The organism is Rhizobium sp. OAE497 (genome assembly GCF_040546565.1).
Taxonomy (GTDB): Bacteria; Pseudomonadota; Alphaproteobacteria; order Rhizobiales; family Rhizobiaceae; genus Rhizobium.
Genome location: NZ_JBEPOA010000001.1, coordinates 1,180,919 through 1,204,687, shown reverse-complemented (window position 1 = coordinate 1,204,687; position 23,769 = coordinate 1,180,919). Strand labels below are relative to the sequence as shown.

Here is a 23,769-nt window from a genome sequence, read left to right as displayed (position 1 = left end):
GAGGTTTGGCAGCAGGCATGGAACAGGCAACAGACGTCATCGTAGCAACCCGGACAGCACTCAGCCAGGCAAGCGCGCTTGCCGTCCAGTATTCCTTCTCGATCCTTGGCGCGATCATTCTCCTCATCGTCGGATGGGCGATGGCGAGCTTCGTCAGCCGCTGGGCCTATGAGGGGATTTCGCGGGTGCGGGGCATCGACGAAACGCTGGCGCGCTTCTTCACCAATGTCCTGCGCTACGCTCTCCTCATCCTGGTCTTCATCACCGTGCTCGGCCAGTTCGGAGTGCAGACGGCCTCGATCATCGCCGCTCTCGGCGCTGCCGGCCTGGCGATCGGCCTGGCGTTGCAGGGGACGCTGCAGAACATCGCGGCCGGTATCATGCTGTTGATCCTGCGGCCTTTCCGGGTCGGCGAATATATCGAGACCAGCAGTATTTCGGGCACTGTGCGCGAGATCGGCCTCTTCGCCACCGAGTTCAAGACCGGCGACGGTCTATACCGGCTGGCGCCGAACTCGATCCTCTGGAACACACCGATCACCAATTACAGCCGCGAACCGACCCGGCAGAACGAGCTGAAGGTGACGGTCGCCTATGCCGACGACATCGACGCGGCGATGGACCGGCTGCTGTCGATCGCCAGGCAGGATTCGCGCGTGCTGAAATCGCCGGCGCCGGCGGTGTTCATCGATACGCTCGGCGGCGCGACGCTCGGGCTGACGCTGCGTTACTGGGCCAAGACCGGTGACTGGTGGGCGCTGAGCCGCGACATGGTCAAACGCGTCAAGCTGAGCTTCGACGAAGGCGGCCACCTGATCCCGGTCTCCGCCGCTAATGGCAATGCGGTTCCGGAACCCGAGCCGGAGGAAGCGCAGAAACCGGCCCGCCGCCGCGCCTCCTCCAAGGATCAGACGACGCGTCAGTGACGCAGGGCGGAACGTTTTGACTCCCTGCCGGTTAATCTCTCAAGGAGATTGACCATGCCGCTGCCGAACTACCGGGACACATTCCTCCAATGCCTGACGACGCTGAAAGGGCTCACGGCGCAATCGGAGGAGTATGTCCGGTTTCGCTGGCAGGCGATCTATCTCACCCGCGGCCGGTTCTCCTATTTCTTCCGCGGCGCGCTGGACGGCGCCAGCATTGGCTTCTCCGGCCAGCAGATCGACCTGACGAATGGCGAGGTCAGCATCATCCCCGCCCGCTCCGTCGGCCTCTATGGCGCGACCTTCGGGCTGAACGAAGCGATTACCGCCTATAGCGGCCCGCAGAAATCGGTGATCGAGGTGGCCCATGCCTTCAACGAGGAAAGCGAGATGGATTACCATCCCGAGTTCTTCTACGTGCGCATGAACCTGCTGCACACCGCAAGCGACAGCAAGATGGGCTTCACCCGCGATCCCCGGCTTCGGGAAAACACCAATCTGATCTTCGTCGGACTGGAAGACCAGATGACCGCCGACCTGCTCGAGGAAAGCGACATCGCGCGCTGGGTCGCGCAGGAAAAGCCGATGGCATCCACGGAATGGTATGCAGAGCGGTATTATTACAGCTGAGCTTTAGGCCGAGCCCTCACACAACACCGCACCCGGCGCCCCCTCGTGGTAACGTCCCTTCTCCCCCGCGGGGAGAAGGTGCCCGAAGGGCGGATGAGGGGGCCGCGCGCGAGGGCGCACACCCTACTCGATCACCCCACAAGCCAGTCTCTCACCGGCATCGCCCGCCGGCTGGCTGCGGTAATCGTCGGAATTGGCATGGATCATCAGCGCCCGGCCGCGGATGCCGTCTTCCTTGCCGTCAAGCGTCACCATACTATCGAAGACCTGGGCACGGAGAATGCCGTCCTGACCGACATACTGGTTCGGCAGGTCGCCGGCATGCGGGCCTTTGGCCGCCAGGAAGCCGTGCTCGGCCTTGGTCGGGTTGAAGTGCTTGCCGGCCGATTCGTGATGCGTTGCCGGATCGCATTTGCCGGTTTCATGAACGTGGAAGGCGACCCATTTGTTGGCCGGGAGGCCTGCAATCTCGGCCTCGATGAAGACGCCGCCATTGGCGGCTGCCGTCAGCGTCGCGCGGCCGGTTTCCTTGCCCTTGGCATCGACGAAATTGGCGGTCGCCGTCTGCTTGTCCTGGGCATTGACGGCAAAGGCCGCTGCAGTGAAGGCGAAGGCCGCGAGCGCGATTGTCTTTTTCATGAGGGTTTCCTTCCGCTTGGCTGTTCGTTGTCCAACGTCTCAAGCCGGAAGGGGTTCCTGCAAAACAAAAGCCGGCCACGAGGACCGGCTTCGTATAGTTGCCATTCCCGGCACCTTAAGAGGCGATATCGAGATCGTACTGGCCGTAGGTGTTGCGGTAAACATCCGGAAGGCCGTCGTCGTTGGATGCGCTCATCGCCATGTCGCTTACGCCACCGCGAAGGCCCATCATCAGGGCGAGAACATTGTCGGTCGCCGTCGAGCGCGGCTCGGACTGCGGTTCGTCTTCGCTCAGCTGAGCGAGAATTCCAGGCTTTTCATCGGCAGCACGCTCGCCACGGCTCAATACGCCGTCGCCATTGGTGTCGAGCCGCGAAAGCGTTGCCAAATAGGCATAGGCCGTGTCTGAAACTGATGAAACATTGCTCATGCAAACCTCCGTTCACCGTCTCTGTCCGGTGATGGCTGTACGCAATACAAAATGTTGGACGATCAAAACTGACTCGGTGAATACCGTGCTTAGTGAGTCGGGTCAATAAGCTGTTAACTTCGCATTAAGGAAGGTTGACAAAGAGTTTTCACCTGTGGCCCGGGCGCCGTTTTCCACGGCTTCCCGCCTTCGCCAAAAGCCTCATTGCAACTGGCGGCGCGAGGCCTTATCTCGGGCGTCCATACCAACAATTGCGGTGACGAGAATGCATCAGGCCGAAGCCTTTGCCCCCTTCGAAAGCCTTGCGGCAGAGCTTATTCCATTCGCCACGGAAGGCGACGACGGTTCGCACGATCTGGCGCATGTGCTGCGCGTCTTCAAGAACGCCATGCGTATCCAGAAGAACGAAGGCGGTGACGCCCGGATCCTGGCAGCCGCCGTGCTGCTGCACGATTGCGTCGCCGTCGAGAAGAGCTCGCCGCTGCGTTCCAAGGCATCGGCGCTCGCCGCCCAGAAGGCATCGGGGATCCTGCAGAAGATGGGCTGGACGGCAGAGGATATCGCCGCCGTCGCCCATGCGATCACCGCGCACAGCTTCTCCGCCAATGTGACGCCCGAGACGCTCGAGGCGAAGATGCTGCAGGATGCCGACCGGCTGGACGCGATCGGCGCTGTCGGCGCGGCGCGCTGTTTCTACATTGCCGGACGCATGGTCTCGGGGCTTTACGATCCCTTCGATCCCGATGCCAGGGAGCGCCCGCTCGACGACAAGCGCTATGCCATTGACCACTTCCAGACAAAGCTGTTCAAACTGGCTGACGGCTTCCAGACGGAAGCAGGCCGTGCGCTTGCAGCCGAGCGCGACAAGCGGCTTCGCGATTTCCTCGCGGATTTCATGGACGAGATTTAGGAGACGGGCATGCGCATCAGCGATCTTTTCATCTATCCGCTCAAGAGCGCACGCGGCATCGCCATCCCCTTCTCCGATATCGACGCTTTCGGCCTGCCGGGCGACCGCCGGGCGATGATCACCGATGCTCAGGGGCATTTCATCACCCAGCGCGAATTGCAGGATCTGGCCCGCATCGAGGTGCGCCCCGAAGCGTCCGCCTTCCGCCTGTTGATGGATGGCAAGGGCGAGATCGCCGTGCCGCCGCTACAGCCTGGCCGGCGCATGGATGTGTCGGTCTGGAAAGAGCCGGTGAACGCCGCCGTTGCCGACGACGACAGCAACCGCCGTCTCTCGGAATGGCTGGGGCGCGAAGTAAAGCTGGTGTTCTTCGACGGCGAGGCAAAGCGCATCGCCAGCACCGAATGGGCGGGCGGTGAGACGCCTGTTACCTTTGCCGACGGCTATCAGATCCTGGTGACGACAACCGGTTCGCTGAAGGCGCTGAATGCCGATCTTGCGGCCCACGGCGAAGGCGCCGTCGGCATGGAGCGGTTCCGCCCGAATATCGTCGTCGACATCGACGAGCCCTGGCCGGAGGATCGCTGGGCGGCGATCGAGATCAACGGCATCCGCTTCGATCTCGTCAAACCCTGCGCCCGCTGCATCATGACCACGCAGGACCAGCAGACGGGCTCGCGCGACGTGCCGAACCCGATGCCCGCCATGGGGCGCCTGCGCATGTCGGCGGACCGGCGCGTGCCCGGCCCGCTCTTCGGCTGGAACGTGACGCCGCGCGGCAGCGGCAAGATCGCCGTCGGCGACACCGTCACCGTGCTCGAGCAACGCGCCGACGGCTGGCCGCTGAAGGTGCGCAACCGCGCCTAAAGGCCAGCAAGCGCCCGGTCGATCTCGTTCATCACATCTACGGGCAGCGGCCCTTTCGCCAGCGCACCGGCATTTTCCTCTACCTGTGCCACCGTGCGGAAGCCGGGGATCGGCAGCGTGCGCGGCGAGCGTGCCCAGAGCCAGGCGAGCGCGCCCTGCGTCAGCGTGCGTCCGCCATCGGTCAGCAGGTTACGGACGGCCTCCAGGCGGGCCGCGAACTCCGGCGCGATCTTGCCATCCTTGAAATAGACCATCCAGTCGAGGCTGGCACCGCGGACGTCCTTTTCACCGACCGTCTTGCCCGGCGTGAACTTGCCGCTGAGCAGACCCATGGCGAGCGGGCCGCGATTGATCGAGATCAGGCCGTTCTTCTCGATGACATCGATCATATCGGGCACCGGCTCGAAGACGTTCATCGTATGCTGGATCGAGACGAAGCCGCTGCGATGGACATGGCGGGCGGCGCGGTCCGTGTAGTCGGTGCTCCAGCCGAAAGCGTCGATCTTGCCCTCGGCCTTCAATATCTCCAGCGTCTCGAAGACCTCATCGGATGCTTCCAGCGGGAAATCGTTGAGATGGAACTGCAGGAGGTCCAGCCGCTCGCGGCGCAGGCGGCGGAGCGATGTCTCGGCAGAAGCACGGATGAAGGCCGGATCGGCAAAGGCGCCGGTCGCCTGCCTGGTCTTCTCGTCGGTCGCGTGGCCGAACTTGGTGGCGATGACAATGTCGTCGCGATTGCCGATGGCACGGCCGACGATCTCCTCGGAATGCCCTGCCCCGTAATTCGATGCGGTATCGAAAAAGCGGATGCCGAGATCGACGGCGCGCGCGATGGCACGGAGCGATTCGGCGTCATCGACCTCGCCCCAGCCGAGCGGCACATCGCCGGCATGGAAGGGACCGCCGATCGCCCAGCACCCCATGCCGAGGCGCGGGATCTCGCGGCCGTTCCATAGCGTGATCGTCGTCGCGTTATCGGGTTTCGTCAGCATGTCATCCTCCTCGATCATCTGCCGTTGCAGGCAGAGATAGGCAGCGCCGAGCGCGGGGTAAACCGCCAGGGCTGCAGGATATCTTTCACGGGTGAAAAACCGCTATTCAGGCCGGCAGCTTGCCGCCTGCCGCGAGCGGATGCGCCGCGCCGGGTGGCAGCGCCCTGAGGGAAGGGTCGAGCGCCTTCAGGGCCGCCTGGATAAAGCCATCGCGGGCCGAGACGGCATCGATGCCGCGCGGCTCGTAGACATGGCGGTGCAGGAAGAAGCTGGTGAGCCGGAAACCGGCGAGCAGGCTGTCGTAATCGGCGGCGTGATTGCCCTCCTCCGACAGGAAGGTGGGCAGGACCAGCATCTTGTCGGCATAGGGCTTGCCCGCCGCGCGGCAGACGGCGCGGCCGGATTTCGGCGAGACATAGGCGAGATCGTTACGCACCCCCGTGGCGGCGCATTCGGTCAGATCGATGCCGTAGCCGAGGTCGTTCAGCACCGCGAGCTCGAAGCGGACGAAGAGCTCGCCGGCATCGGTCGGATTGTGGAGATTGTCGAGGATGACTTCGAGCGCGTCGTAGAGATGCGGATGCGGATCACGCTCGGGCAGCAGCCGCAGCAGCGCGCCCATCGCCTGCACGCCGTAGACGGCGGTGGCGCTCTCCATCAATCTCGCCGCGCGCAGTTGCAGCGGCTCGATGCGGAATTCGCCGAGATGCTCGTCGAGGCGGGCGCGCCAGATGACGTCGACCTCGTTGCCGGGCTGCAGCACCGGCTGCATGCTGCGCGAACGGCCGGAGCGCACGAGGCCGAGATGGCGGCCGCGGTCGCGCGTCATCACTTCGGCGATGACGCTTGTCTCACCGTGACGTTTCACACCCAGAACGATTGCATTGCCTTGCCACTGCATCGGCAAAATCCCAAAAACTTCAGGAATCGATCCTAGAGCAACCGCCCGCAAAAGTCATTGAAAGGCGTTATTCGCCCGGGAAGAGCTTGGCGAGGAAATCGCGCATGGCGCCTTCGTCGAAAGGCTTCACGAGAAGCGGCACCTGCTGCAGGTCGGCGGGAAAATCCGTGGTGTCGGAATAGCCGCTGACGAAGCCGAAGGGGATCGAGCGCTCCTTGAGATGACGGGCAAAGCCGAAGCTCATCGACTCGCCGAGATTGACGTCGAGCAGCGCGAAATCATAGGTCTCGGCGCTGACGGCCTCCATCGCCTGATCCAGGCTGTTGGCAATGTCGATCGTCTCAAGGCCGACGGCGCGCAGGATATCTTCCGCTTCCATCGCAATGATGAGACTGTCTTCCAGAACCAGAACACGGGTTGCGTTCATGATTTATGCCCCTCGCTGTGCGCCGCTGACGGCGCGCACCGTCTTCTCAAACCGCATTTCTACCTCTGATGCCCCTCTTGGCCGCCGCGATTGCAAAATCTCGCGGTCCACACCCTAACTTCCCCACTTGCTCGATAGAAAGCAAACCGGGAGGAAAAGTGGCATGTCCGCACCTTATTTTCCATAGCACCGATTTGCATTTAAAAAAGACATAGTTGTTGAAACGCTCATATAAAAGGGCGCCGCCCCTCCGCAAGCCCTTCCCAGCCGGCGATCTCCAGGAGCCCCTCGCCGTTCAGCACTTCGCAGCCGCGCTCCTGCCAGCGGATCAGCCCGCGCTCGGCCAGTTTCTTCAGCGTCTTGTTGGTGTGGACGATCGACAGGCCGAGCGTATCGGCAATGTGCTGCTGGGTGATCGGGATGAATTTTCTGCCGTTGAACAGGTTGAGCCGCTTGCCGCGTTCATAGAGGAAGGCGACGAGATAGGCGGCGCGCTCAAGCGCGGTACGGCGGCCGATGCTCAGCAGATGCTCGTCGAGGATCCGCTCCTCCTGGGCGGCAATCCAGGTGATGTCGAAGGCGAGCGACGCATGCTTGTTATAAAGCGTCATCAGCTTGTCGCGCTCGAAGACGCAGAGCGAGACGGGTGACAGCGCCTCGACCGAATGCTGCATCTCGTCCATGATCGTGCCCTGCAGGCCGATCAGGTCTCCGGGCATCACATAGTTCAGGATCTGGCGGCGGCCGTCTTCCAGTGTCTTGTAGCGAAAGCCCCAGCCGGAGAGCACGGTGAAGAGATGGGCGCTGTTGGCGCCTTCGACGAGGATCGTCGCCCCCGCATCGGCGGCAAGCTCGCCCTTCTTGAAGCGACTGACGAAATCCAGTTCGTCACCGCTGAATTCCCTGAAATGCGGCAATGGCCGCAAGGGACATTGCTCGCATGGTGTCTTGAACGAATGCGCTGGTTTTGCCGTTGCCATCCCTGCCCGAGCCCGCAAAAATCGGCGCCGCCGGTCCGCAGCGCCGTTCGATGCTGGAAATGCGACCGCGGGGATTTTGTTCCGCGAACGGCCGGGATTTTTTATTGAAAAACAACGGCGTGAGGGGTGGGTGAGAGAATTTTTGCCACCGAGGCGCCCGGAGCCCCCTCATCCCCGGCGCAACAGGTTGCGCCTGAAACCTATCGGGCCACCTTCTCCCCGCTGGGGAGAAGGGATAGGAGACGTTGCGGCCACTCCCCTTCTCCCCTCGGGGAGAAGGTGCCCGAAGGGCGAATGAGGGGGCCGCCAGCGCCCCGACTAAATGTCCTGCACGCCCAGTCCCCGTCAGTGCGGGAAATCCAGGCCCATTTCGCGGAAGCGCTCGGGGTCGTCGCCCCAGTTTTCGCGTACCTTCACGAACAGGAAGAGGTGGACGTTCTGCTCAAGGATTTCGGAGAGCTCGCGGCGCGATGCCGACGAGATCGCCTTGATGGTTTCGCCGCCCTTGCCAAGCGCGATCTTCTTCTGACTGTCGCGCTCAACATAGATGACCTGCTCGATGCGTACCGAGCCATCCTTGCGCTCTTCCCACTTCTCGGTCTCGACGTGAGATGAATAGGGAAGTTCCTGGTGCAGGCGCAGGAAGAGCTTTTCGCGGGTAATTTCGGCGGCGAGCTGGCGCATCGGCAGATCGGAGATCTGGTCTTCCGGATAGTACCAGGGGCCTTCAGGAAGCGTCTTGGCGAGATAGTCCATGACATCGTCGCAGCCCGAGCCGTTTTCGGCCGAGATCATGAAGGTCTGGTCGAACTGGACGGTCTGGTTGGCGGTCGCGGCGAGCGCCAGCAGCAGTTCGCGGTTAACGCGGTCGATCTTGTTCAGAACCAGGATCTTGCGCTGCGGCACATCCTTCAGGCCTTCGAGAATGGCTTCGGCATCGCCACGCAGACCGCGCTCGCTGTCGATCAGCAGCATGATGACATCGGCATCCTTGGCGCCGCCCCAGGCTGACGTCACCATGGCGCGGTCGAGCCGGCGGCGCGGCTTGAAGATGCCTGGCGTGTCCATGAAGACGATCTGGGCGTTGTTGTGGATGGCGATGCCGCGCACGATGGCGCGCGTCGTCTGAACCTTGTGGCTGACGATCGACACCTTGGCGCCGACCAGCCGGTTGACCAGCGTCGACTTGCCGGCATTGGTCGGCCCGATCAGGGCGACGAAGCCGGAATGCGTTGGGCCATGCGTTTCTTGGGCGCCATCATGCGCCATGTCGTTTTCTTCGGTCATCGTTCCGTCAATTCCCGGCAGAGGACTTCTGCCAAATAGCTTCGCGTTCGAGCATTCTTGTCGCTGCGGCCTGTTCGGCTGCGCGCTTGGAGCGGTCGATACCCGTTTCCGGGGAGACACCGGCCACTTCCACCGTCACCGTGAAGCGTGGATCATGATCCGGCCCGGTGCGTTCTTCAACACGATATAGGGGCGTCACGCCAAATTTCGCGTGGGCCCATTCCTGCAATTCGGTCTTCGCGTCACGGCGGGCGCCATCGGCACGCACCGCCCGCTTCTCCCAGAACTTCAGGATGAAGCGGCGGGCGGTCTCCAGACCACCGTCGAGATAGAGCGCGGCGATCAGGCTTTCGACCACATCGGCGCGCACGTTCATCATCCGCTTGCCGGTGAGTTTCTTCACGTCGGCGCCAGTGCGGATGAAAAGATGCAGGTCGAGCTCGTCTGCGACAGCCGCGCAAGTGTCGGCGCTGACCAGCTGGTTCAGCCGGACAGAGAGCTCACCTTCCGCGGCAGTGCCGAAGGTCTTGAAAAGCAGCTCGGCGATGCAGAGGCCGAGCACTCTGTCGCCGAGGAATTCGAGACGTTCGTAATTGCCGCCCTTCTGCGTTCGGGCGCTGGCATGCGTCAAGGCGCGGTCCAGGCGCTCCTTCTCGGCGAACTCGTGACCGATCAAAGCTTCAAGCTTGGTCCGGTCTGCCGCCGAGAGCGTCTGAGCCTTCGTCATTCAACAACCTTGAAGAGACGGTCCCAACGCATGTTGGACGGCCATTTCCAGATTTCGCGGAACGAGGTGTCATTGCCGAGCGAGAAGAAGATGACGCTGGCGCGGCCAACGAGGTTTTCGGCGGGCACGAAGCCGACGTCGAAGCGGCTGTCCAGCGAGTTGTCGCGGTTGTCGCCCATCATGAAGTAGTGACCTTCGGGAACGACGAACTCCTGGGTGTTGTCACCACGGGACACCGGCGACTGGTCGAGCGTGTCGTAGGTCTTGCCGTCATCCAGCGTTTCGCGGAAAACCGGAACGTCCTGGCCCGGATCCTGCGCATAGTCGGAATTGAAGGTGCCGTCGGCGACCTTCGGAACCGGCTTGCCGTTGATCAGCAGAACGCCGTTCGTCACCTGGATCTTGTCGCCCGGGAGACCGACGACGCGCTTGATGTAATCGATCTCGGGGTTCGGCGGGAAGCGGAAGACGACGATATCGCCGCGCGCCGGTTCGCTGCCGAAGATACGGCCGCTGAACAGGTTCGGCGAGAAGGGCAGCGAGTATTTCGAATAGCCGTAAGCGAACTTGTTGACGAAGATGTAGTCACCAACCAGGAGCGTCGGCATCATCGAGCCGGACGGGATGGTGAAAGGCTGGAAGAAGACCGTGCGGATCACCATCGCCAGCAGCAATGCCTGGATGATGACCTTGATGTTTTCCCACAGAGCGTTCGGCTTGGTATCGGCTTTTTCGGACACGCAGTCTTATTCCTTAAAGGCGCCGAAGCGGCGCAATTCTATAGTTGCTTCTCTCTAGCGGCTTCGGCCGGTGGCGGCAATGGCGCGAACATTAAAAGCGACGACAGGCCGCGGCTCAGCCTGCTTCCGGCAGCGCCTCGATGATCACGAATGCCTGAGCAAGCGGATAATCATCGGTTATTGTCAAATGAATGACCGGACGGTGCCCGGCCGGCATCATCGCTTCCAGGATGACGGCAGCCCCACCCGTCAGCTTCATCGTCGGCTTACCGCTCGGCAGGTTGACGACGCCCATGTCCTTCCAGAAGACGCCCTGAGCGATGCCGGTGCCGAGCGCCTTGGAGCAGGCTTCCTTGGCGGCAAAGCGCTTGGCGTAGGATTCGGCGCGGTTCGCGCGGCGGTCGGAGCGGGCGCGCTCGACATCGGTGAAGCAGCGGTTGGTGAAACGCTCGCCGAAACGCTCGATCGACTTTTCGACGCGGCGGATGTCGATGAGGTCGCTGCCAATACCGATGATCATGAGAGGTCCTTCTGCGGGCGGAACGTCAGACGGTGGGCACGTCGTGCACCTGATGGCTGAGACGCAGCTTGGCGCGCTCCATCAGGCGGGCGCGGCGGCGGGACTGAAAGCCCCTGACGGTGTAGAACGTCAGCGCGTAAAGCACAACCGAGGTGACGGCACCGGGCGGGATGGCGCCGATCAGCATCGGCTCCAGCACGGGGCGCCAGAGCTCGGTGAAATTCAGCTGGTGGAACATCTCGTGGAGATCGATCGACTGGCCGCCCAGCGTATCCTTGCGGGCGAGCACGAGATGGCCGATTTCCCAGGTGATGCCCCAGATGAAGGGATAGGTCAGCGGATTGCCGAAGGCGGCGCATCCGAGTGCCGCGGCCACCATGTTTCCCGAGAGGAAATAGGTGATCACGAAGGCCATGATGAAATGCACGCCGATGAACGGCGTCCAGGACACGAACACACCAGCGGCCACGCCCGCCGCAACAGCATGCGGCGAGGCCGTCAATCTCATGACGCGCATTCTCAGATAGCGCGCGGGACGCAGAAAGCCTTTGCGGGGCCATAAGGCCTCCCGCATTCTCTCGCGAAATCCTGCAGGTTTTCTACGGCGGAACAACATGGCGGCTATTTAGTGCAGCGCACCTCACCATGACAAGAGCGGCGAAAAATCACGGGGTCCGCCTGCCGCTCTTTGCTGTCGTCACACTTTTCAGTGTCTACTCACAGGGCGCACATAATGCATGGCGCCCCATCACATCTTCGCAAGTATTAACGCGGTATTAACGGGTACGGAACAGACCGCGATCAACCTGACGCTGACGATACTCAAGATCGATACGGTCGTACGAGCCGTTCAGGTAGGCCATTTCACGTTCCTGAGCATTCGGAGCGCGAAGAGCGCGGGCGATTTTCTTGATAGGACCAAACATAGCGTTGCCTCTTTCTTTCGTTCATTCTCTGATGACACGGAAGATAAGTGCTGCAGCGCACAATTACCAACGCTCTAATACAGGTGCAGCCATGCGCATTACGCATGCCTCGCCTTTTCGTCGTGCAAATTCGGTCACAAAACGATCATAAAATGTGCAGACGCCTCAGTCGTAGAGGCGCCGCACCGTCGCAATGCAGTCCAGTTCCTTGAGCTGGGCGAGCATCTGGTTCAGCTGGCGAAGGTCCCAGACCTCGATATCCAGCGTCATTTCGGTGAAATCGGCGGCAACGCGCACCGTGTTCAGGACGCGGATGTTAACGTCGAGACCGCCAACCGTCTGCGCCACTTTTGCAAGGGTGCCCGGCTCGTTCAGCGCATTCACCATGATGCGTGCCATGAAACGCGACTTGTTGGCTTCGTCGAGATCCCAGCGCACGTCGATCCAGCGATCCGGCTGATCGTCGAAATGCTGGAGCGCCGAAGACTGGATCGGGTAGATGGTGATCCCCTTCCCCTTCTCCATGATGCCGACGATGCGATCGCCGGGGACGGCGCCTGTGGGTGCGAACTGCACGGCGATGTTGCTGGAGATGCCGCGGATCGGCACGGCATCAACGCCCGCCTCGCCTGCCAGCAATCCGGCCTCGGCGCCTTCCTTGGTCTTGCCCGGCACCTTGAAGATCATGCCGGAAGCGCTGCGGACGTTGAACCAGCCTTCATCGCCGCTCGGTTTGACCGTGACGCGCTCGTCCTGGTGATCCGGATAGACAGCGCGCAGCACGTCGAGCGAGGACATCTCGCCGCGGCCGACGGCGGCGATGGCGTCCTCGACATCCTTCTGGCCGAGGCGGTGAAGCGCGGGCTTCATGGCATCGCGCGAGAAGATCTTGCCGGCGCGGTCGAAGGTGCGCTCGAGGATGCGGTGGCCGAGGCCGGCATATTGCTTGCGGATCGCCATGCGGGTGGCGCGGCGGATTGCGGCGCGCGCCTTGCCGGTGACGACGATCTCTTCCCAGGCGGCCGGCGGCACCTGCACGCCGGAGCGGATGATCTCGACTTCATCGCCATTCGCCAGACGCGTGACCAGCGGCATGATGCGGCCGTTGATCTTGGCGCCGACCGTGGTGTCGCCGATATTGGTGTGGACGGCATAGGCGAAGTCGATCGGTGTCGCCCCACGCGGCAGCGCGATCAGCTTGCCCTTCGGAGTGAAGCAGAAGACCTGATCCTGGAAGAGCTCGAGCTTGGTATGTTCGAGGAATTCTTCCGGGCTGTCGCCCTCGGCCAGCGCCTCGATCGTATGGCGCAGCCAGGAATAGGCATTGGATTCGCGCGAGAGGATGTCGCCCTCGGGGCTGGTCGCACCGTCCTTGTAGAGCGTGTGCGCGGCGATACCGTATTCGGCGATCTCATGCATGCGCTTGGTGCGGATCTGCAGCTCGATGCGCTGCGAGGACGGACCGACGATCGTGGTGTGCAGCGAGCGGTAGTCGTTCTGCTTCGGCGTCGAGATATAGTCCTTGAAGCGGCCGGGCACGACGCGCCAGCGGGTGTGGACGATACCGAGCGCCCGGTAACAGGCGGGGATCTCATCGACGAGGATGCGAAAGCCGTAAACGTCGGAAAGCTGCTCGAAGGAGAGCGACTTCGACTGCATCTTGCGGAAGACCGAATAGGGCTTCTTCTGGCGCCCCTTGACGTAGACGCTCTCCATGCCGTTCGCCACGAGCAGATCGCGCAGTTCGGTCTCGATCTTCTTGACGAGGCCTTCATTGCGCTGGGAGAGCTCCTCCAGGCGCTTGGTGACGGTCTCGTAGGCTTCCGGATTGATATGGCGAAAGGAGAGCTCCTCGAGCTCGTCGCGCATGTCCTGCATACCCATGCGGCCGGCGAGCGGCGCGTAGATATCCATCGTCTCTTCCGAGATACGGGCGCGCTTGTCGGCAGCCATATGGTCGAGCGTGCGCATGTTGTGCAGGCGGTCGGCGAGCTTGACGAGCAGCACCCGCACGTCGTCGGAAATGGCGAGCAACAGCTTGCGCAGGTTTTCGGCTTGCTTTGCCTTCTTGGTGACGAGGTCGAGCTTCTTGATCTTGGTGAGGCCCTCGACGAGGCGGCCGATATCTTCGCCGAACAGTTCGTCGATCTCGGCGCGGGTTGCCGTCGTGTCCTCGATCGTGTCGTGCAGCAGGGCGACTGCGATCGTCGACTCGTCGAGATGCATGTCGGTCAGAATGGCGGCGACTTCGAGAGGATGGGAGATATAGGGATCGCCGCTGGCCCGCTTCTGCTGGCCGTGCTTCTGCATGGCGTAGACATAAGCTTTGTTCAGCAGAGCTTCATTGGCATCGGGCTTGTATTTCTGCACCCGCTCCACGAGCTCATACTGACGCATCATGCCGCAACAACTCCGATAAAAACAAAAGCGCGCCAATCAACGATTGGCGCACAGATTGGCAATAATATGCCCTAGCAATAAAGGCGCAAGATTGACGATTGGTAATCGTCAATAAAGCCGCGAGACTTAGTAGTCGTCGCTCTTTTCCGGCGGCACGAGGCCTTCGATACCGGCAAGAAGTTCTTCTTCCGACATCTGGTCGAAAGTGATGGTTTCCGGCAGGTCGTCCTGCTCTTCGCCATCGGCAGCGGCAACACCGCCGGCAGCAATCAGGCTTGCCGGATCGGGCTCGGGCTCGTCGACTTCGACGTGCTTCTGCAGCGAATGGATCAGGTCTTCCTTCAGGTCGTCGGGAGACAGGGTCTCGTCGGCGATTTCGCGAAGGGCTACAACCGGGTTCTTGTCGTTGTCGCGATCGATGGTGATCGAGGCACCCTGGGAAATCAGCCGGGCGCGGTGGCTGGCAAGCAGAACCAGCTCGAAGCGGTTCTCAACTTTGTCGATGCAATCTTCTACTGTGACACGGGCCATTGCCTGTCCTTTGCGGTCGTGATCTCGGGATTGACACGCCCGATACAATTAAAACCCGGCGAATTCAAGTTTTTCGTGCGTTGACCCGTAGTTTCCGGGCTATCCTGTTAAAATCACACAGGGAATATGACATTTCCACCAATAGTTGCTTGGAATATGCCGAATCGTGCCCTAAATCTCCTGTATATGAATAATTCATAAATTACGGATTATTCCTCTCGGCAGGCAAGTCATTGTTTTTATGTGATTTTGGCGAGAGCCCATTTGGATTACTCTAATTGGATTGGCAAGCGATGTTCGACCCACGGGAAAAAATTGCACTCTTCATTGATGGCGCCAACCTCTATGCGGCATCCAAGAGCCTCGGCTTCGATATTGACTACCGGAAGCTGCTGAAAGCCTTCCAGAAGCGCGGCTATCTGCTGCGTGCTTACTATTATACGGCGTTGATCGAAGACCAGGAATATTCCTCGATCCGCCCGCTGATCGACTGGCTTGACTATAACGGCTACAAGGTCGTGACCAAGCCTGCGAAGGAATTCACCGATTCCATGGGCCGCCGTAAGATCAAGGGCAACATGGATATCGAACTCGCGATAGACGCGATGGAACAGTCCGAAACCGTCGATCACCTGGTCATCTTCTCCGGCGACGGCGACTTCACGACGCTGGTGGAAGCGCTGCAGCGCAGGGGCCGCAAGGTTTCGATCATCTCGACGATGGCCACACAACCGCCGATGATCGCCGACGATCTGCGCCGCCAGGCCGACCATTTCATCGACCTTCTGTCGCTCAAGGCCGAAATCGGCCGCGATCCGTCCGAACGTCCGCAGAAGCCGGTCGCCGAGACCACGGCTGCCGCCGACAGCGACGACTGACCAAGACGGCCGGTTGCAACCGGCCGCATCATTCCCTGGAAATTTGTGAGTTTCGCAGCCGGTCACGATCGGCTGCACCAAGCGGTTGCGCCTCGCAGGCGCTGAAGAATTGGCGCGAAGGCGGCTGAAGGATCAGCCGTTGTCCTTCATCAACCGGCTCTTCTGCCGGTTCCAATCGCGTTCCTTCTCCGTCTCGCGCTTGTCGTGCAGCTTCTTGCCCTTGGCGAGCGCCAGCTCCATCTTGGCGCGGCCGCGATCGTTGAAATAGATCTTCAGCGGCACGAGCGTCATGCCTTCGCGGTTGATGCCGGAGCGCAGGCGATTGATCTCACGGGCCGAAAGCAGCAGCTTGCGGCGACGGCGCGGCTCGTGATTGAAGCGATTGGCCTGCAGATATTCCGGAAGATAGGAATTGATCAGCCAGATCTCGCCATCCTCATCCGACGCATAGGATTCGGCGATATTGGCCTTGCCCTCGCGCAGCGACTTGACCTCGGTGCCCTTCAGCACGAGGCCTGCCTCGTAGGTATCGATGATCTCGTAATTGAAGCGCGCCTTGCGATTTTCGGCGACGATCTTCTTGACGACACGCTGGCTGCCTTTGGGGGCCATGACGAAATTCCAATTCTTGGGGCGCGCAACGGCGCGCCCTCATTTGCTGCCCATTATGTAGGGGAACTGCAAGTGCTTGTGAAGACAGGAGCCCTGCCCTCACCCGCAGCTTAGTTCAGGAGGCCGGCGTGGCGGAGCGCCGCGTCCATGGCCGCCTCGGTGCCGGCTTCCAGCGAGGAGACCAGCGGCGAGCGGACATTGCGGCTCATGCGGCCGAGCTTGTTGAGGCCGTACTTGGCGCCGCAGACGCCCGGCTCCATGAAGACGGCCTTGTGCAGCGGCATCAGGCGATCCTGATATTCCAGCGCCTTGACGTAATCACCCGCGAGCGTTGCCGCCTGGAACTCCGCACAGAGACGCGGAGCGATATTGGCAACGACGGAGATGCAGCCGACGCCGCCATGGGCATTGAAGCCCAGCGCCGTTGCGTCCTCGCCCGAAAGCTGGCGGAAATCATTGCCGCAGGTAATGCGCTGGTCGGAGACGCGCTCGATCTTGCCCGTCGCATCCTTGACGCCGACGATGTTGGAATGCGCCTTGGCAAGCACACCCATCGTTTCCGGCGACATGTCGATCACCGAACGGCCCGGGATGTTGTAGATGTAGATCGGCAGCTTGACCGCTTCGGCGATCGCCGAGAAATGCGCGATCAGGCCCTTCTGCGTCGGCTTGTTGTAATAGGGCGTGACGACGAGAACGGCATCCGCGCCTGCCTTTTCGGCATGCTGGGCGAGCTCGATCGCTTCGCGGGTGTTGTTCGAACCGGCACCGGCCATGACGGGCACGCGCTTGGCAGCCGCTTCGATGCAGAGTTCTACGACCCGTTTGTGCTCGGCATGCGACAGCGTCGGCGATTCGCCGGTCGTCCCGACCGGAACGAGGCCGCTGCTTCCTTCTTTGATCTGCCAGTCGACGTGAGCAGCGAAAGCCGCCTCATCGACATTGCCAGAATCCGTGAAGGGGGTGACGAGGGCGGGAATGGATCCCTTGAACATGCAGAACTCCCTAAGGCCGAAATCCACGCTTCGGCCGCATTCTTTGGATAAGAGTTGCGCACCATAGAGCGGTGAAAACGCCGCGACAAGCGTGGTGAGATCGGTTTAGGGCAAATTCCGATATCAAATGTGAACGAAGTTTACCGGTTCCGGTAAGCTTTCATTAAGATGCCGTTTGCGAGACTTGGGGCCACGTTTTCGTTGCGAGTATCCCGAATGAAAAGAGCTGTCCTGATCCTGACCGCCCTCGGCCTTTCGGCCGCCGCGTGGGGCAGCGCCGCGTCTCCATTGCCGCAGACGGACATTCCGGTACCCGACGCCAAGCCCCTCGGCTATCTGCCGCAGACCTCCGCGCCCGAAGCGATCATGACCGGCGCCATTCCGCGCACCGTCGCGCCGATCAACGGCGACCTGAAGAGCGGCCTCGACGCGCTCTCGGCCAAGAACCCGCAGCAGGCAATTTCCGTCCGCGACGGCATGGCCAAGGGAACGCTCGACCGGCATATCCTGACATGGGCGATCGCCATGTCGGGCCTCAAGGGCGTCCCCTCCTACGAGATCGCCGGCGCCTCCCAGGAACTGAAGGGCTGGCCGGGGCTTTCCAGGCTACGCGCCAATTCCGAGCGCGCGCTCTATGACGAAAACCCCGATCCGGCAGCGGTGCTCGCCGCCTTCGGCGAGACGGCGCCGGAGACGACGCAGGGCGCGATCGTTCTCTCACGCGCGTTGATTTCAGCGGGAAAGCAGCAGCAGGCCGCCAAATACATCCGCAAGGTCTGGCGCGGCGAAGGGCTGGACAAGGACACCGAGGACAAGGTCCTCGCCGAGTTTTCCGGCCTGCTTTCCCCCGCTGATCACAAGGCGCGCATGGACTATCTCATGTATCGCGGGCGCACGGCGCAGGCCAAGCGCTTCGGCGACATGGGCCAGGCGCAATCGCTCTACAAGGCATGGTCGGCCGTCGCCGCCAAGGCACCGAACGCGGCTGCCCTGCTCAACGGCGTCGATGCGAGGTGGGGTACCGATCCCGGCTATCTCTTTGCCCGCATCGAATATCTGCGCAAGCAGGACAAATATGCCGAAGCGGCCAAGCTTCTGGCGCAAATGCCCTCGAAACGCGACGAGCTCGTGAACGCCGGCGAATGGTGGAACGAACAGCGCATCGTCAGCCGCGGTCTGGTCGATCAGGGTCAGTTCGCCGCCGCCTACAAGATCGTCGCCAACAGCGTTGCGACCAGCACGGCCGATATCGTCGAAGCCGAATTCCATGCCGGATGGTATGCGCTGCGGGGGCTTCAGGAGCCGGAAGCCGCCGAGACGCATTTCCGCAAGATCCTGCAGGTTTCCAGCGGACCGCTTTCGGTCTCGCGCGCCTGGTACTGGCTCGGCCGCGCCGCGGAAGCGGGTGGTCCTGGCAAGTCCGCCGAATTCTACACCAAGGCCGCAAGCTTCCCGAGCACCTTCTACGGTCAGCTCGCCAGCGAACGCCTGGGCCGCAAGACACTGAATGTCGCCTACCCCTCGCCGAGCGCCGCCGACCGGCAGAACCTGCAATCACGCGAAGCCGTACAGGCAATCTCCCGCCTTGAGGCTGCCGGCCATGGATGGCGCGCCGCCACTCTCTATCTGGCGCTCGCCGACCAGATCCAGAGCCCCGGCGAGCTTGCGATCCTGACCGCGCAGGCCGAACGCTCCGGCGACCATCACCTATCGCTGCAGATCGGCAAGATCGCCTATTCGCGCGGCATCGATGTCGCCGCCCTCGCCTTCCCTGTCGGCGTCATCCCGTCAAGCGCCAATATTTCCGGCTCCGGCAAGGCGCTCGCCTATGCGATCGCCCGCCAGGAAAGCGCCTTCAACCCGGCCGCCGTCTCCGCCGCCAACGCCCGCGGCCTGCTGCAGCTGCTGCCAGGCACGGCCAAGGCCGTCGCCAAGCGGCACAACATCACCTTCTCCGCCGACAAGCTGACGGCCGACGCCGGCTATAACGCCACGCTCGGTGCCCACTATCTCGGCGAACAGATTGACGCCTTCGGCGGCTCCTACATTCTGACCTTCATCGCCTACAACGCCGGACCGAAGCGCGTGCCCGAATGGATCGCCCGCTACGGCGACCCGCGCGGCAAGAATATCGACGAGATCGTCGACTGGATCGAGCGCATCCCCTTCCCCGAGACGCGCAACTACGTGCAGCGGGTGATTGAGAATTTTGAAGTGTACAAGGCCAGGTTGGGCGAGACGCCCGACATCGTGCGCGACCTGGTCGGCGGCCGCTCCTCCTGAGACCGCTTGCAGAATGAGGCACCGGCGCTAACCTCCCTGGCAACAGGGAGATGGCGATGACGACGGATTTCAAGAGCGGCTTCGCAGCGCAGGCGATCAGCACGGCCGACGGCCTCACGCTGCATGCCCGGGACTATGGCAGCGCGCATCGGGACAGCCTCCCCGTCATCTGCCTGCCCGGCCTGACGCGCAATGCCCGCGACTTCCACCAGCTGGCGATGATGCTTTCGAGCCATCCGCAATCGCCTCGCCGCGTCATCGCCTTGGATTATCGCGGCCGCGGACAATCGGATTGGGATCATAACAAGGCGAACTACAGCATCGCCGTCGAGGCGCAGGATGTGCTCGCCCTCTGCGAGACGCTCGGCATCCACCGCGCCGTCTTCATCGGCACCTCCCGCGGCGGGCTGATTCTGCATCTGATCGCCGTGATGAAGCCGGAGCTATTGGCGGGTGTGGTGCTGAACGATGTCGGGCCGGTGCTGGAGGTCGAAGGGTTGCGGCATATCCAGAACTATCTCGGCCATGCCAGAGCGCCCCGTGATTGGGACGATGCGGCGGCCATCCTGCGGGAGCTACACGGCAAGGCGTTTCCGGCGCTCGGCGCCGATGACTGGCGGGAGATGGCGGAAGCGCTCTACCGCCGCGATGGCGACCGGATCGTCAGCGATTTCGATCCGGCGATTGCGGAAGCGATGGTTGCGGCGGATCTCAGCAAGCCGTTGCCGGATATGTGGGCACAGTTCGAAGCGATGAGACTGGTGCCGCTGCTGGTCGTCAGGGGTGAGAACTCGACGCTGCTGTCGGAGAAAACGGTCGGGGAGATGGTGAAGCGGCATCCAAACAGCCAAGGGCTGATCGCGGCGGGGCAAGGGCATGCGCCGTTGCTGCATGTCGATGGGGTTGGCGAGCGCGTCGTGCAGTTCGTCAATGCCTGCAGATAGACGAACAGCGCCCTTTCTAACGAACTAAGTCCGCAGCAATACCTGCAATACAAAAAGCCCGGCTCAGAGAGCCGGGCCTTCCTGATGAGACCGAAGTCAGATCAGATTAGAATGCACGCTGCAGGCGGAAGAAGCCTTCAACGCCATCAGCATCGTCGACGCCGACAGCAGAACCGACGTCACCGTAATCCTGGCTAACGTAGGTAACTGCCAGCTTCGTGGAGAGGTTCTCTACGATCTGGTAGTCAAGCGTTACGCCAGCGCGCCACTCATGACCGTCATCCCAGCCGTCGCCACCGTTGGCGTAGAATTCCGGAATGATGTTGGCGGTGTACTGAACGCCGGGGGTGATGGTCAGCTTGTCGGTCGCCTTGATGGCGTACTGAGCAGCAACAGCCCATTCACCCTGGATGAAGTAGGCGCTCGGGCCAGAAGACCAGATCGCTGCCAGGCCGATCGTGCCCGGACCTACGTCGAAGCCAACCTTCGCACGGATCGCACCGTTCTCAGCGTCCATGTCGTAACCGCCGAGCAACTGGTAGGTGAAGCCACCGACCGTGCCGCCAACAGCAGCGTCGATACCGAGGTTGTTGCCACCTTCCAGCCAGTCGATGTCCGGAACGCCAGCGGCAGACAGCGGAGCGAACGGCGAGTAGCCGCTAGCCGGCTGGATTTCTTCCAGTGCGACACCAGCGTAGAAGTCGCCAGACTCATACTGATAACGGATGGAGTTGAAAGACGTCGTGCCAGAGTTCGTTACGTCGAATTCACCCGAGAAGTCGTCGTCCCACCAGTTGAAGAGCTTACCAACGCGCAGACCAGCGATATCGATGTAAGCGGTGTCGAGAACGGTTTCGTTCTGAGCGCCACCGAGAACGCCTGCCGGACGGTAGTTAGCCTGGTAAACGATTACGCCGGTGAGCGGGCCGTATTCGGTGTCGCTCTTAGCCGTGAACTGAACCTGACCGCGGGTACGAACGTCCCAGTCTTCATCACCACCGTTGTCAGCGAAATCGCCGAAAGCGAAGTTTACGTCAAAACGAACGTAACCTTCGATCTTGAGGCAGGTTTCGGTGCCCGGGATGTAGAAGTAGCCAGTGCCGTATGCGTCGCAAACGCGAACGTATTCTACTGCTTCCGGCTCAGCTGCGACGATTGCGTCGGCAGCCTGTGCGCCAGATACTACTGCCAGAGCAGCAGCGGAGCCGAGAAGAAGGCTCTTGATTGTCATTGGTGACCTCCAATTCAAAGTTTCGATCGGGTCTGGGATTTTTCGCCGTTAGAGCAGCGTTCCCTGCCCCATCCCCATGTTTCAAGAAGTCGGACGATCAACCGCCCTCGCTTCCGAGGTTGAAAATACAAGACGGCGTCCGTCACGCAATCACCAACTGCCACCTTTGTGCTGTTTGCATCTGCCTTCACAGACCCCTGTTGCTCAAAGGACACAAAATAGACATACGCCCCATCGGCTTCTTTATACTTCGTTAAGAAACTCCCGGTTTTGCAGGGGTTTAGCGCTATAGAGCATGTGGAGAAACCGGCGATATGTGCCGCAATGATACCGGTTTTCCGCCGGATTCGGGGCTTTTCGTGATTTGCTTATAAAGGTGCCGATGCTGCAGCGAAGCAGTTCGAAGCTTGCCGAGCCGCGGTGAATCACTGACCGGCGCCGATGATTCCCGATTTTGATTCTACGCCGCGCTGAATTCGATTCCACCAACGACAAAATCCGCCGGAAGGATTCGCGGCGGACGATTCAGAATTCGATGCTGGGAAATCTCTAAGAAGGATGGCGGAGAAGATGGGATTCGAACCCACGATACCCTCTCGGGTATACTCCCTTAGCAGGGGAGCGCCTTCGACCACTCGGCCACCTCTCCGGTGCGAGCCTGATAGAGTCATTCGACTGGTGAAGCAAGCGGTTTTTCGGCTTTTCACAGTCGAGATCAACAGTCTCGCGGTCTTTATGCCAACAGCTGCTTCAGATCGGCGGATGCGTCGGCCAGAACGGCCTTGTCCGGGTTGATTCCGGTTTCCAGCATCTTCTTGCCGGTCACATAGGCCTTGGCGTCGTTGATCGCGTCGACGGCGATCAACTGGCCGTTCCTGAAATACCAGATGGAATGGGCGCCTTCGCGGGCGCCGGGGCGCAGCAGCGTCTGGTCGTAGCCGAGATTGAAACCGGCGATCTGCAGCTTCACGTCATACTGATCCGACCAGAACCAGGGCTTCGGATCATAGGGAGCATTGCCCCCGGCGATGACGGCGGCTGCGGCATCGGCCTGGTCGACGGCGTTCTGCACCGATTCGAGGCGGATACGGCCGCCCTGCCAGGGGAGCACGGCGCAATCGCCTGCCGCATATATGGAGGGATCGGAGGTGCGGGCGAATTCGTCGACGATGATCCCGTTGGCGACTTCGAGGCCGGCTTCCTTGGCGAGCTGGTCGTTCGGCACGACGCCGATGCCGACAATGGCGAAATCGATGTCGATGACCGATCCGTCGGAGAGCTCGGCGCCGGTGACGCGGCCGTCCTTGCCGATCAGATGTTTCAGACCGGTCTTTTCGCGGATGACGACGTCGTGCGTCTCGTGAATCACCCGGATGATGTCAGCCGTCTCCTTGGCGGCGACACGCTGAAGGATCCGGTCGGCCATTTCGATGACGGTAACTTCGAGGCCGAGATGGCGGGCAACGGCCGCCGCTTCGAGGCCAATATAGCCGCCGCCTATAATAAGGACTCGGCGGCCCGGGCGCATTTCGCCGGCGAGCAGATCGGCATCGCGCTTGTCGCGGGCGACATAGACGCCTTCGAGATCGCCGCCGATCGAAGCGGGAAGCTGGCGCGGCGTTGAGCCGGTCGTCAGCGCCAGCGTTCCATAGTCTATTGTCGAGCCGTCCTGCAGCACGACCTGCTTCGTGTCGCGCTTGATCTGCTCGACCCAGGTCGAGAGGCGGATCTCGACATTATTATCCGGGTACCACTGCTCCGGGCGAAACAGCAGGCGGTCGAAGCTCATCTCGCCGAGGAGATATTTCTTGGACAGCGGCGGGCGCTGATACGGCAGGACATCCTCGGCGCCGAGAATGGTGATGGGTCGGGTGTCCTTCAGGGCGCGCAGCTTTGCCGCCATGGCGAAGCCTGCCTGCCCTGCGCCGATGATTACCAGTCTGTCCGTCACGGTCCCGCTCCCTGCATCTGTTATTGAGGCGAGAGGTAGTCC

The 23,769-nt window shown here is 61.6% G+C and carries 25 protein-coding genes and 1 tRNA gene; 7 read left to right on the top strand and 19 right to left on the bottom strand.

The features are described from left to right. Window positions 1-17: 17 nt before the first annotated feature. The gene (locus ABIE40_RS06130; RefSeq protein ID WP_199628867.1) at window positions 18-926 is read left to right on the top strand and encodes a mechanosensitive ion channel family protein; all 909 of its coding nucleotides are present in this window, start codon (window positions 18-20) and stop codon (window positions 924-926) included. Window positions 927-980: 54 nt separating this feature from the next. Further along, complete coding sequence (locus ABIE40_RS06125; protein WP_148194747.1) at window positions 981-1,556, top strand: hypothetical protein; 576 nt, start codon at window positions 981-983, stop codon at window positions 1,554-1,556. A 123-nt stretch (window positions 1,557-1,679) separates the two neighbouring features. Here ABIE40_RS06125 and ABIE40_RS06120 read toward each other — a convergent pair whose 3' ends face one another. Both ABIE40_RS06120 and ABIE40_RS06115 read right to left on the bottom strand, forming a co-directional pair. Next, entirely contained in the window at window positions 1,680-2,195 is a 516-nt protein-coding gene (locus tag ABIE40_RS06120) for a superoxide dismutase family protein (RefSeq protein ID WP_199628868.1), read from the bottom strand. 115 nt (window positions 2,196-2,310) lie between these two features. Further along, the gene (locus ABIE40_RS06115; RefSeq protein ID WP_112719572.1) at window positions 2,311-2,625 is read right to left on the bottom strand and encodes a hypothetical protein; all 315 of its coding nucleotides are present in this window, start codon (window positions 2,623-2,625) and stop codon (window positions 2,311-2,313) included. 265 nt (window positions 2,626-2,890) lie between these two features. On the opposite strand from ABIE40_RS06115, the gene ABIE40_RS06110 reads away from it, so the two are divergent. Both ABIE40_RS06110 and ABIE40_RS06105 read left to right on the top strand, forming a co-directional pair. After that, window positions 2,891-3,535, top strand: a complete 645-nt coding sequence (locus tag ABIE40_RS06110; RefSeq protein ID WP_112719573.1) for an HD domain-containing protein — start codon at window positions 2,891-2,893, stop codon at window positions 3,533-3,535. 9 nt (window positions 3,536-3,544) lie between these two features. Continuing rightward, window positions 3,545-4,402, top strand: coding sequence for an MOSC domain-containing protein (locus tag ABIE40_RS06105; protein WP_199628869.1), 858 nt, complete (start codon window positions 3,545-3,547; stop codon window positions 4,400-4,402). Here ABIE40_RS06105 and ABIE40_RS06100 read toward each other — a convergent pair. The 12 genes from ABIE40_RS06100 to rpoZ form a co-directional block, all read right to left on the bottom strand. Further along, window positions 4,399-5,394, bottom strand: a complete 996-nt coding sequence (locus tag ABIE40_RS06100) for an aldo/keto reductase (protein ID WP_199628870.1) — start codon at window positions 5,392-5,394, stop codon at window positions 4,399-4,401. The genes ABIE40_RS06105 and ABIE40_RS06100 overlap by 4 nt on opposite strands. Before the next feature lie 106 nt (window positions 5,395-5,500). Next, window positions 5,501-6,295: a DNA repair protein RecO gene (recO, locus tag ABIE40_RS06095; protein WP_112719575.1), complete on the bottom strand. Its 795-nt coding sequence runs from the start codon at window positions 6,293-6,295 to the stop codon at window positions 5,501-5,503. Window positions 6,296-6,362: 67 nt separating this feature from the next. After that, window positions 6,363-6,722: a response regulator gene (locus ABIE40_RS06090; protein ID WP_130282870.1), complete on the bottom strand. Its 360-nt coding sequence runs from the start codon at window positions 6,720-6,722 to the stop codon at window positions 6,363-6,365. 227 nt (window positions 6,723-6,949) lie between these two features. After that, the gene (locus tag ABIE40_RS06085; protein ID WP_112719577.1) at window positions 6,950-7,702 is read right to left on the bottom strand and encodes a Crp/Fnr family transcriptional regulator; all 753 of its coding nucleotides are present in this window, start codon (window positions 7,700-7,702) and stop codon (window positions 6,950-6,952) included. A gap of 345 nt (window positions 7,703-8,047) precedes the next feature. Further along, window positions 8,048-8,989 (bottom strand): GTPase Era, encoded by a 942-nt coding sequence (gene era, locus ABIE40_RS06080; protein WP_112719578.1) that lies wholly within the window; start codon window positions 8,987-8,989, stop codon window positions 8,048-8,050. A 7-nt stretch (window positions 8,990-8,996) separates the two neighbouring features. Further along, window positions 8,997-9,716: a ribonuclease III gene (gene rnc, locus ABIE40_RS06075; protein WP_112719579.1), complete on the bottom strand. Its 720-nt coding sequence runs from the start codon at window positions 9,714-9,716 to the stop codon at window positions 8,997-8,999. Beyond that, window positions 9,713-10,456, bottom strand: coding sequence for a signal peptidase I (gene lepB, locus ABIE40_RS06070; RefSeq protein WP_112719580.1), 744 nt, complete (start codon window positions 10,454-10,456; stop codon window positions 9,713-9,715). Before lepB ends, rnc begins: the two co-directional genes overlap by 4 nt. Before the next feature lie 115 nt (window positions 10,457-10,571). After that, complete coding sequence (acpS, locus tag ABIE40_RS06065) at window positions 10,572-10,976, bottom strand: holo-ACP synthase (RefSeq protein WP_112719581.1); 405 nt, start codon at window positions 10,974-10,976, stop codon at window positions 10,572-10,574. A gap of 25 nt (window positions 10,977-11,001) precedes the next feature. Beyond that, window positions 11,002-11,592, bottom strand: a complete 591-nt coding sequence (locus ABIE40_RS06060; RefSeq protein WP_112719582.1) for a DUF2062 domain-containing protein — start codon at window positions 11,590-11,592, stop codon at window positions 11,002-11,004. A gap of 160 nt (window positions 11,593-11,752) precedes the next feature. After that, window positions 11,753-11,902, bottom strand: coding sequence for a DUF3563 family protein (locus ABIE40_RS06055; RefSeq protein WP_112719583.1), 150 nt, complete (start codon window positions 11,900-11,902; stop codon window positions 11,753-11,755). Between the two features lie 165 nt (window positions 11,903-12,067). Next, window positions 12,068-14,302: a RelA/SpoT family protein gene (locus tag ABIE40_RS06050; RefSeq protein ID WP_112719584.1), complete on the bottom strand. Its 2,235-nt coding sequence runs from the start codon at window positions 14,300-14,302 to the stop codon at window positions 12,068-12,070. Window positions 14,303-14,428: 126 nt separating this feature from the next. Further along, complete coding sequence (gene rpoZ / locus ABIE40_RS06045; protein WP_112719585.1) at window positions 14,429-14,833, bottom strand: DNA-directed RNA polymerase subunit omega; 405 nt, start codon at window positions 14,831-14,833, stop codon at window positions 14,429-14,431. A 293-nt stretch (window positions 14,834-15,126) separates the two neighbouring features. Between rpoZ and ABIE40_RS06040 the strand changes: the two genes are divergently transcribed. Then, the gene (locus ABIE40_RS06040) at window positions 15,127-15,711 is read left to right on the top strand and encodes a LabA-like NYN domain-containing protein (protein ID WP_112719586.1); all 585 of its coding nucleotides are present in this window, start codon (window positions 15,127-15,129) and stop codon (window positions 15,709-15,711) included. Window positions 15,712-15,843: 132 nt separating this feature from the next. Here the strand turns inward: ABIE40_RS06040 and smpB are convergent, their stop codons facing one another. Then, window positions 15,844-16,323: an SsrA-binding protein SmpB gene (gene smpB / locus ABIE40_RS06035; protein ID WP_112719587.1), complete on the bottom strand. Its 480-nt coding sequence runs from the start codon at window positions 16,321-16,323 to the stop codon at window positions 15,844-15,846. A 110-nt stretch (window positions 16,324-16,433) separates the two neighbouring features. Further along, entirely contained in the window at window positions 16,434-17,318 is an 885-nt protein-coding gene (gene dapA, locus ABIE40_RS06030) for a 4-hydroxy-tetrahydrodipicolinate synthase (RefSeq protein WP_199628871.1), read from the bottom strand. Between the two features lie 216 nt (window positions 17,319-17,534). Here dapA and ABIE40_RS06025 point away from each other — a divergent pair, with 216 nt between their 5' ends. Further along, on the top strand, window positions 17,535-19,601 hold the full coding sequence (locus ABIE40_RS06025) for a lytic transglycosylase domain-containing protein (protein WP_199628872.1): 2,067 nt from the start codon (window positions 17,535-17,537) through the stop codon (window positions 19,599-19,601). A 56-nt stretch (window positions 19,602-19,657) separates the two neighbouring features. Beyond that, on the top strand, window positions 19,658-20,545 hold the full coding sequence (locus ABIE40_RS06020; protein ID WP_199630046.1) for an alpha/beta fold hydrolase: 888 nt from the start codon (window positions 19,658-19,660) through the stop codon (window positions 20,543-20,545). A gap of 106 nt (window positions 20,546-20,651) precedes the next feature. Here the strand turns inward: ABIE40_RS06020 and ABIE40_RS06015 are convergent, their stop codons facing one another. From ABIE40_RS06015 to ABIE40_RS06005, 3 genes are all read right to left on the bottom strand, one after another. Further along, window positions 20,652-21,776 carry a porin gene (locus ABIE40_RS06015; protein ID WP_199630047.1) on the bottom strand — a complete coding sequence of 375 codons (1,125 nt, stop codon included), beginning with the start codon at window positions 21,774-21,776 and terminating at the stop codon, window positions 20,652-20,654. 559 nt (window positions 21,777-22,335) lie between these two features. Then, window positions 22,336-22,425 (bottom strand) — tRNA-Ser (locus ABIE40_RS06010). Window positions 22,426-22,509: 84 nt separating this feature from the next. Next, complete coding sequence (locus tag ABIE40_RS06005) at window positions 22,510-23,727, bottom strand: NAD(P)/FAD-dependent oxidoreductase (RefSeq protein WP_199626725.1); 1,218 nt, start codon at window positions 23,725-23,727, stop codon at window positions 22,510-22,512. Window positions 23,728-23,769 lie beyond the last annotated feature (42 nt).

Coding starts and splice junctions, on each gene's coding strand:
- rnc (WP_112719579.1), bottom strand. CDS start 9,716: ATGACGAAGGCTCAGACGCTCTCGGCGGCAGACCGGACCAAGCTTGAA.
- ABIE40_RS06110 (WP_112719573.1), top strand. CDS start 2,891: ATGCATCAGGCCGAAGCCTTTGCCCCCTTCGAAAGCCTTGCGGCAGAG.
- ABIE40_RS06105 (WP_199628869.1), top strand. CDS start 3,545: ATGCGCATCAGCGATCTTTTCATCTATCCGCTCAAGAGCGCACGCGGC.
- dapA (WP_199628871.1), bottom strand. CDS start 17,318: ATGTTCAAGGGATCCATTCCCGCCCTCGTCACCCCCTTCACGGATTCT.
- ABIE40_RS06115 (WP_112719572.1), bottom strand. CDS start 2,625: ATGAGCAATGTTTCATCAGTTTCAGACACGGCCTATGCCTATTTGGCA.
- ABIE40_RS06025 (WP_199628872.1), top strand. CDS start 17,535: ATGAAAAGAGCTGTCCTGATCCTGACCGCCCTCGGCCTTTCGGCCGCC.
- recO (WP_112719575.1), bottom strand. CDS start 6,295: ATGCAGTGGCAAGGCAATGCAATCGTTCTGGGTGTGAAACGTCACGGT.
- ABIE40_RS06100 (WP_199628870.1), bottom strand. CDS start 5,394: ATGCTGACGAAACCCGATAACGCGACGACGATCACGCTATGGAACGGC.
- ABIE40_RS06125 (WP_148194747.1), top strand. CDS start 981: ATGCCGCTGCCGAACTACCGGGACACATTCCTCCAATGCCTGACGACG.
- ABIE40_RS06060 (WP_112719582.1), bottom strand. CDS start 11,592: ATGTTGTTCCGCCGTAGAAAACCTGCAGGATTTCGCGAGAGAATGCGG.
- ABIE40_RS06020 (WP_199630046.1), top strand. CDS start 19,658: ATGACGACGGATTTCAAGAGCGGCTTCGCAGCGCAGGCGATCAGCACG.
- ABIE40_RS06015 (WP_199630047.1), bottom strand. CDS start 21,776: ATGACAATCAAGAGCCTTCTTCTCGGCTCCGCTGCTGCTCTGGCAGTA.
- era (WP_112719578.1), bottom strand. CDS start 8,989: ATGACCGAAGAAAACGACATGGCGCATGATGGCGCCCAAGAAACGCAT.
- ABIE40_RS06130 (WP_199628867.1), top strand. CDS start 18: ATGGAACAGGCAACAGACGTCATCGTAGCAACCCGGACAGCACTCAGC.
- ABIE40_RS06050 (WP_112719584.1), bottom strand. CDS start 14,302: ATGATGCGTCAGTATGAGCTCGTGGAGCGGGTGCAGAAATACAAGCCC.
- acpS (WP_112719581.1), bottom strand. CDS start 10,976: ATGATCATCGGTATTGGCAGCGACCTCATCGACATCCGCCGCGTCGAA.
- smpB (WP_112719587.1), bottom strand. CDS start 16,323: ATGGCCCCCAAAGGCAGCCAGCGTGTCGTCAAGAAGATCGTCGCCGAA.
- ABIE40_RS06040 (WP_112719586.1), top strand. CDS start 15,127: ATGTTCGACCCACGGGAAAAAATTGCACTCTTCATTGATGGCGCCAAC.
- rpoZ (WP_112719585.1), bottom strand. CDS start 14,833: ATGGCCCGTGTCACAGTAGAAGATTGCATCGACAAAGTTGAGAACCGC.
- ABIE40_RS06090 (WP_130282870.1), bottom strand. CDS start 6,722: ATGAACGCAACCCGTGTTCTGGTTCTGGAAGACAGTCTCATCATTGCG.
- ABIE40_RS06085 (WP_112719577.1), bottom strand. CDS start 7,702: ATGGCAACGGCAAAACCAGCGCATTCGTTCAAGACACCATGCGAGCAA.
- ABIE40_RS06055 (WP_112719583.1), bottom strand. CDS start 11,902: ATGTTTGGTCCTATCAAGAAAATCGCCCGCGCTCTTCGCGCTCCGAAT.
- ABIE40_RS06120 (WP_199628868.1), bottom strand. CDS start 2,195: ATGAAAAAGACAATCGCGCTCGCGGCCTTCGCCTTCACTGCAGCGGCC.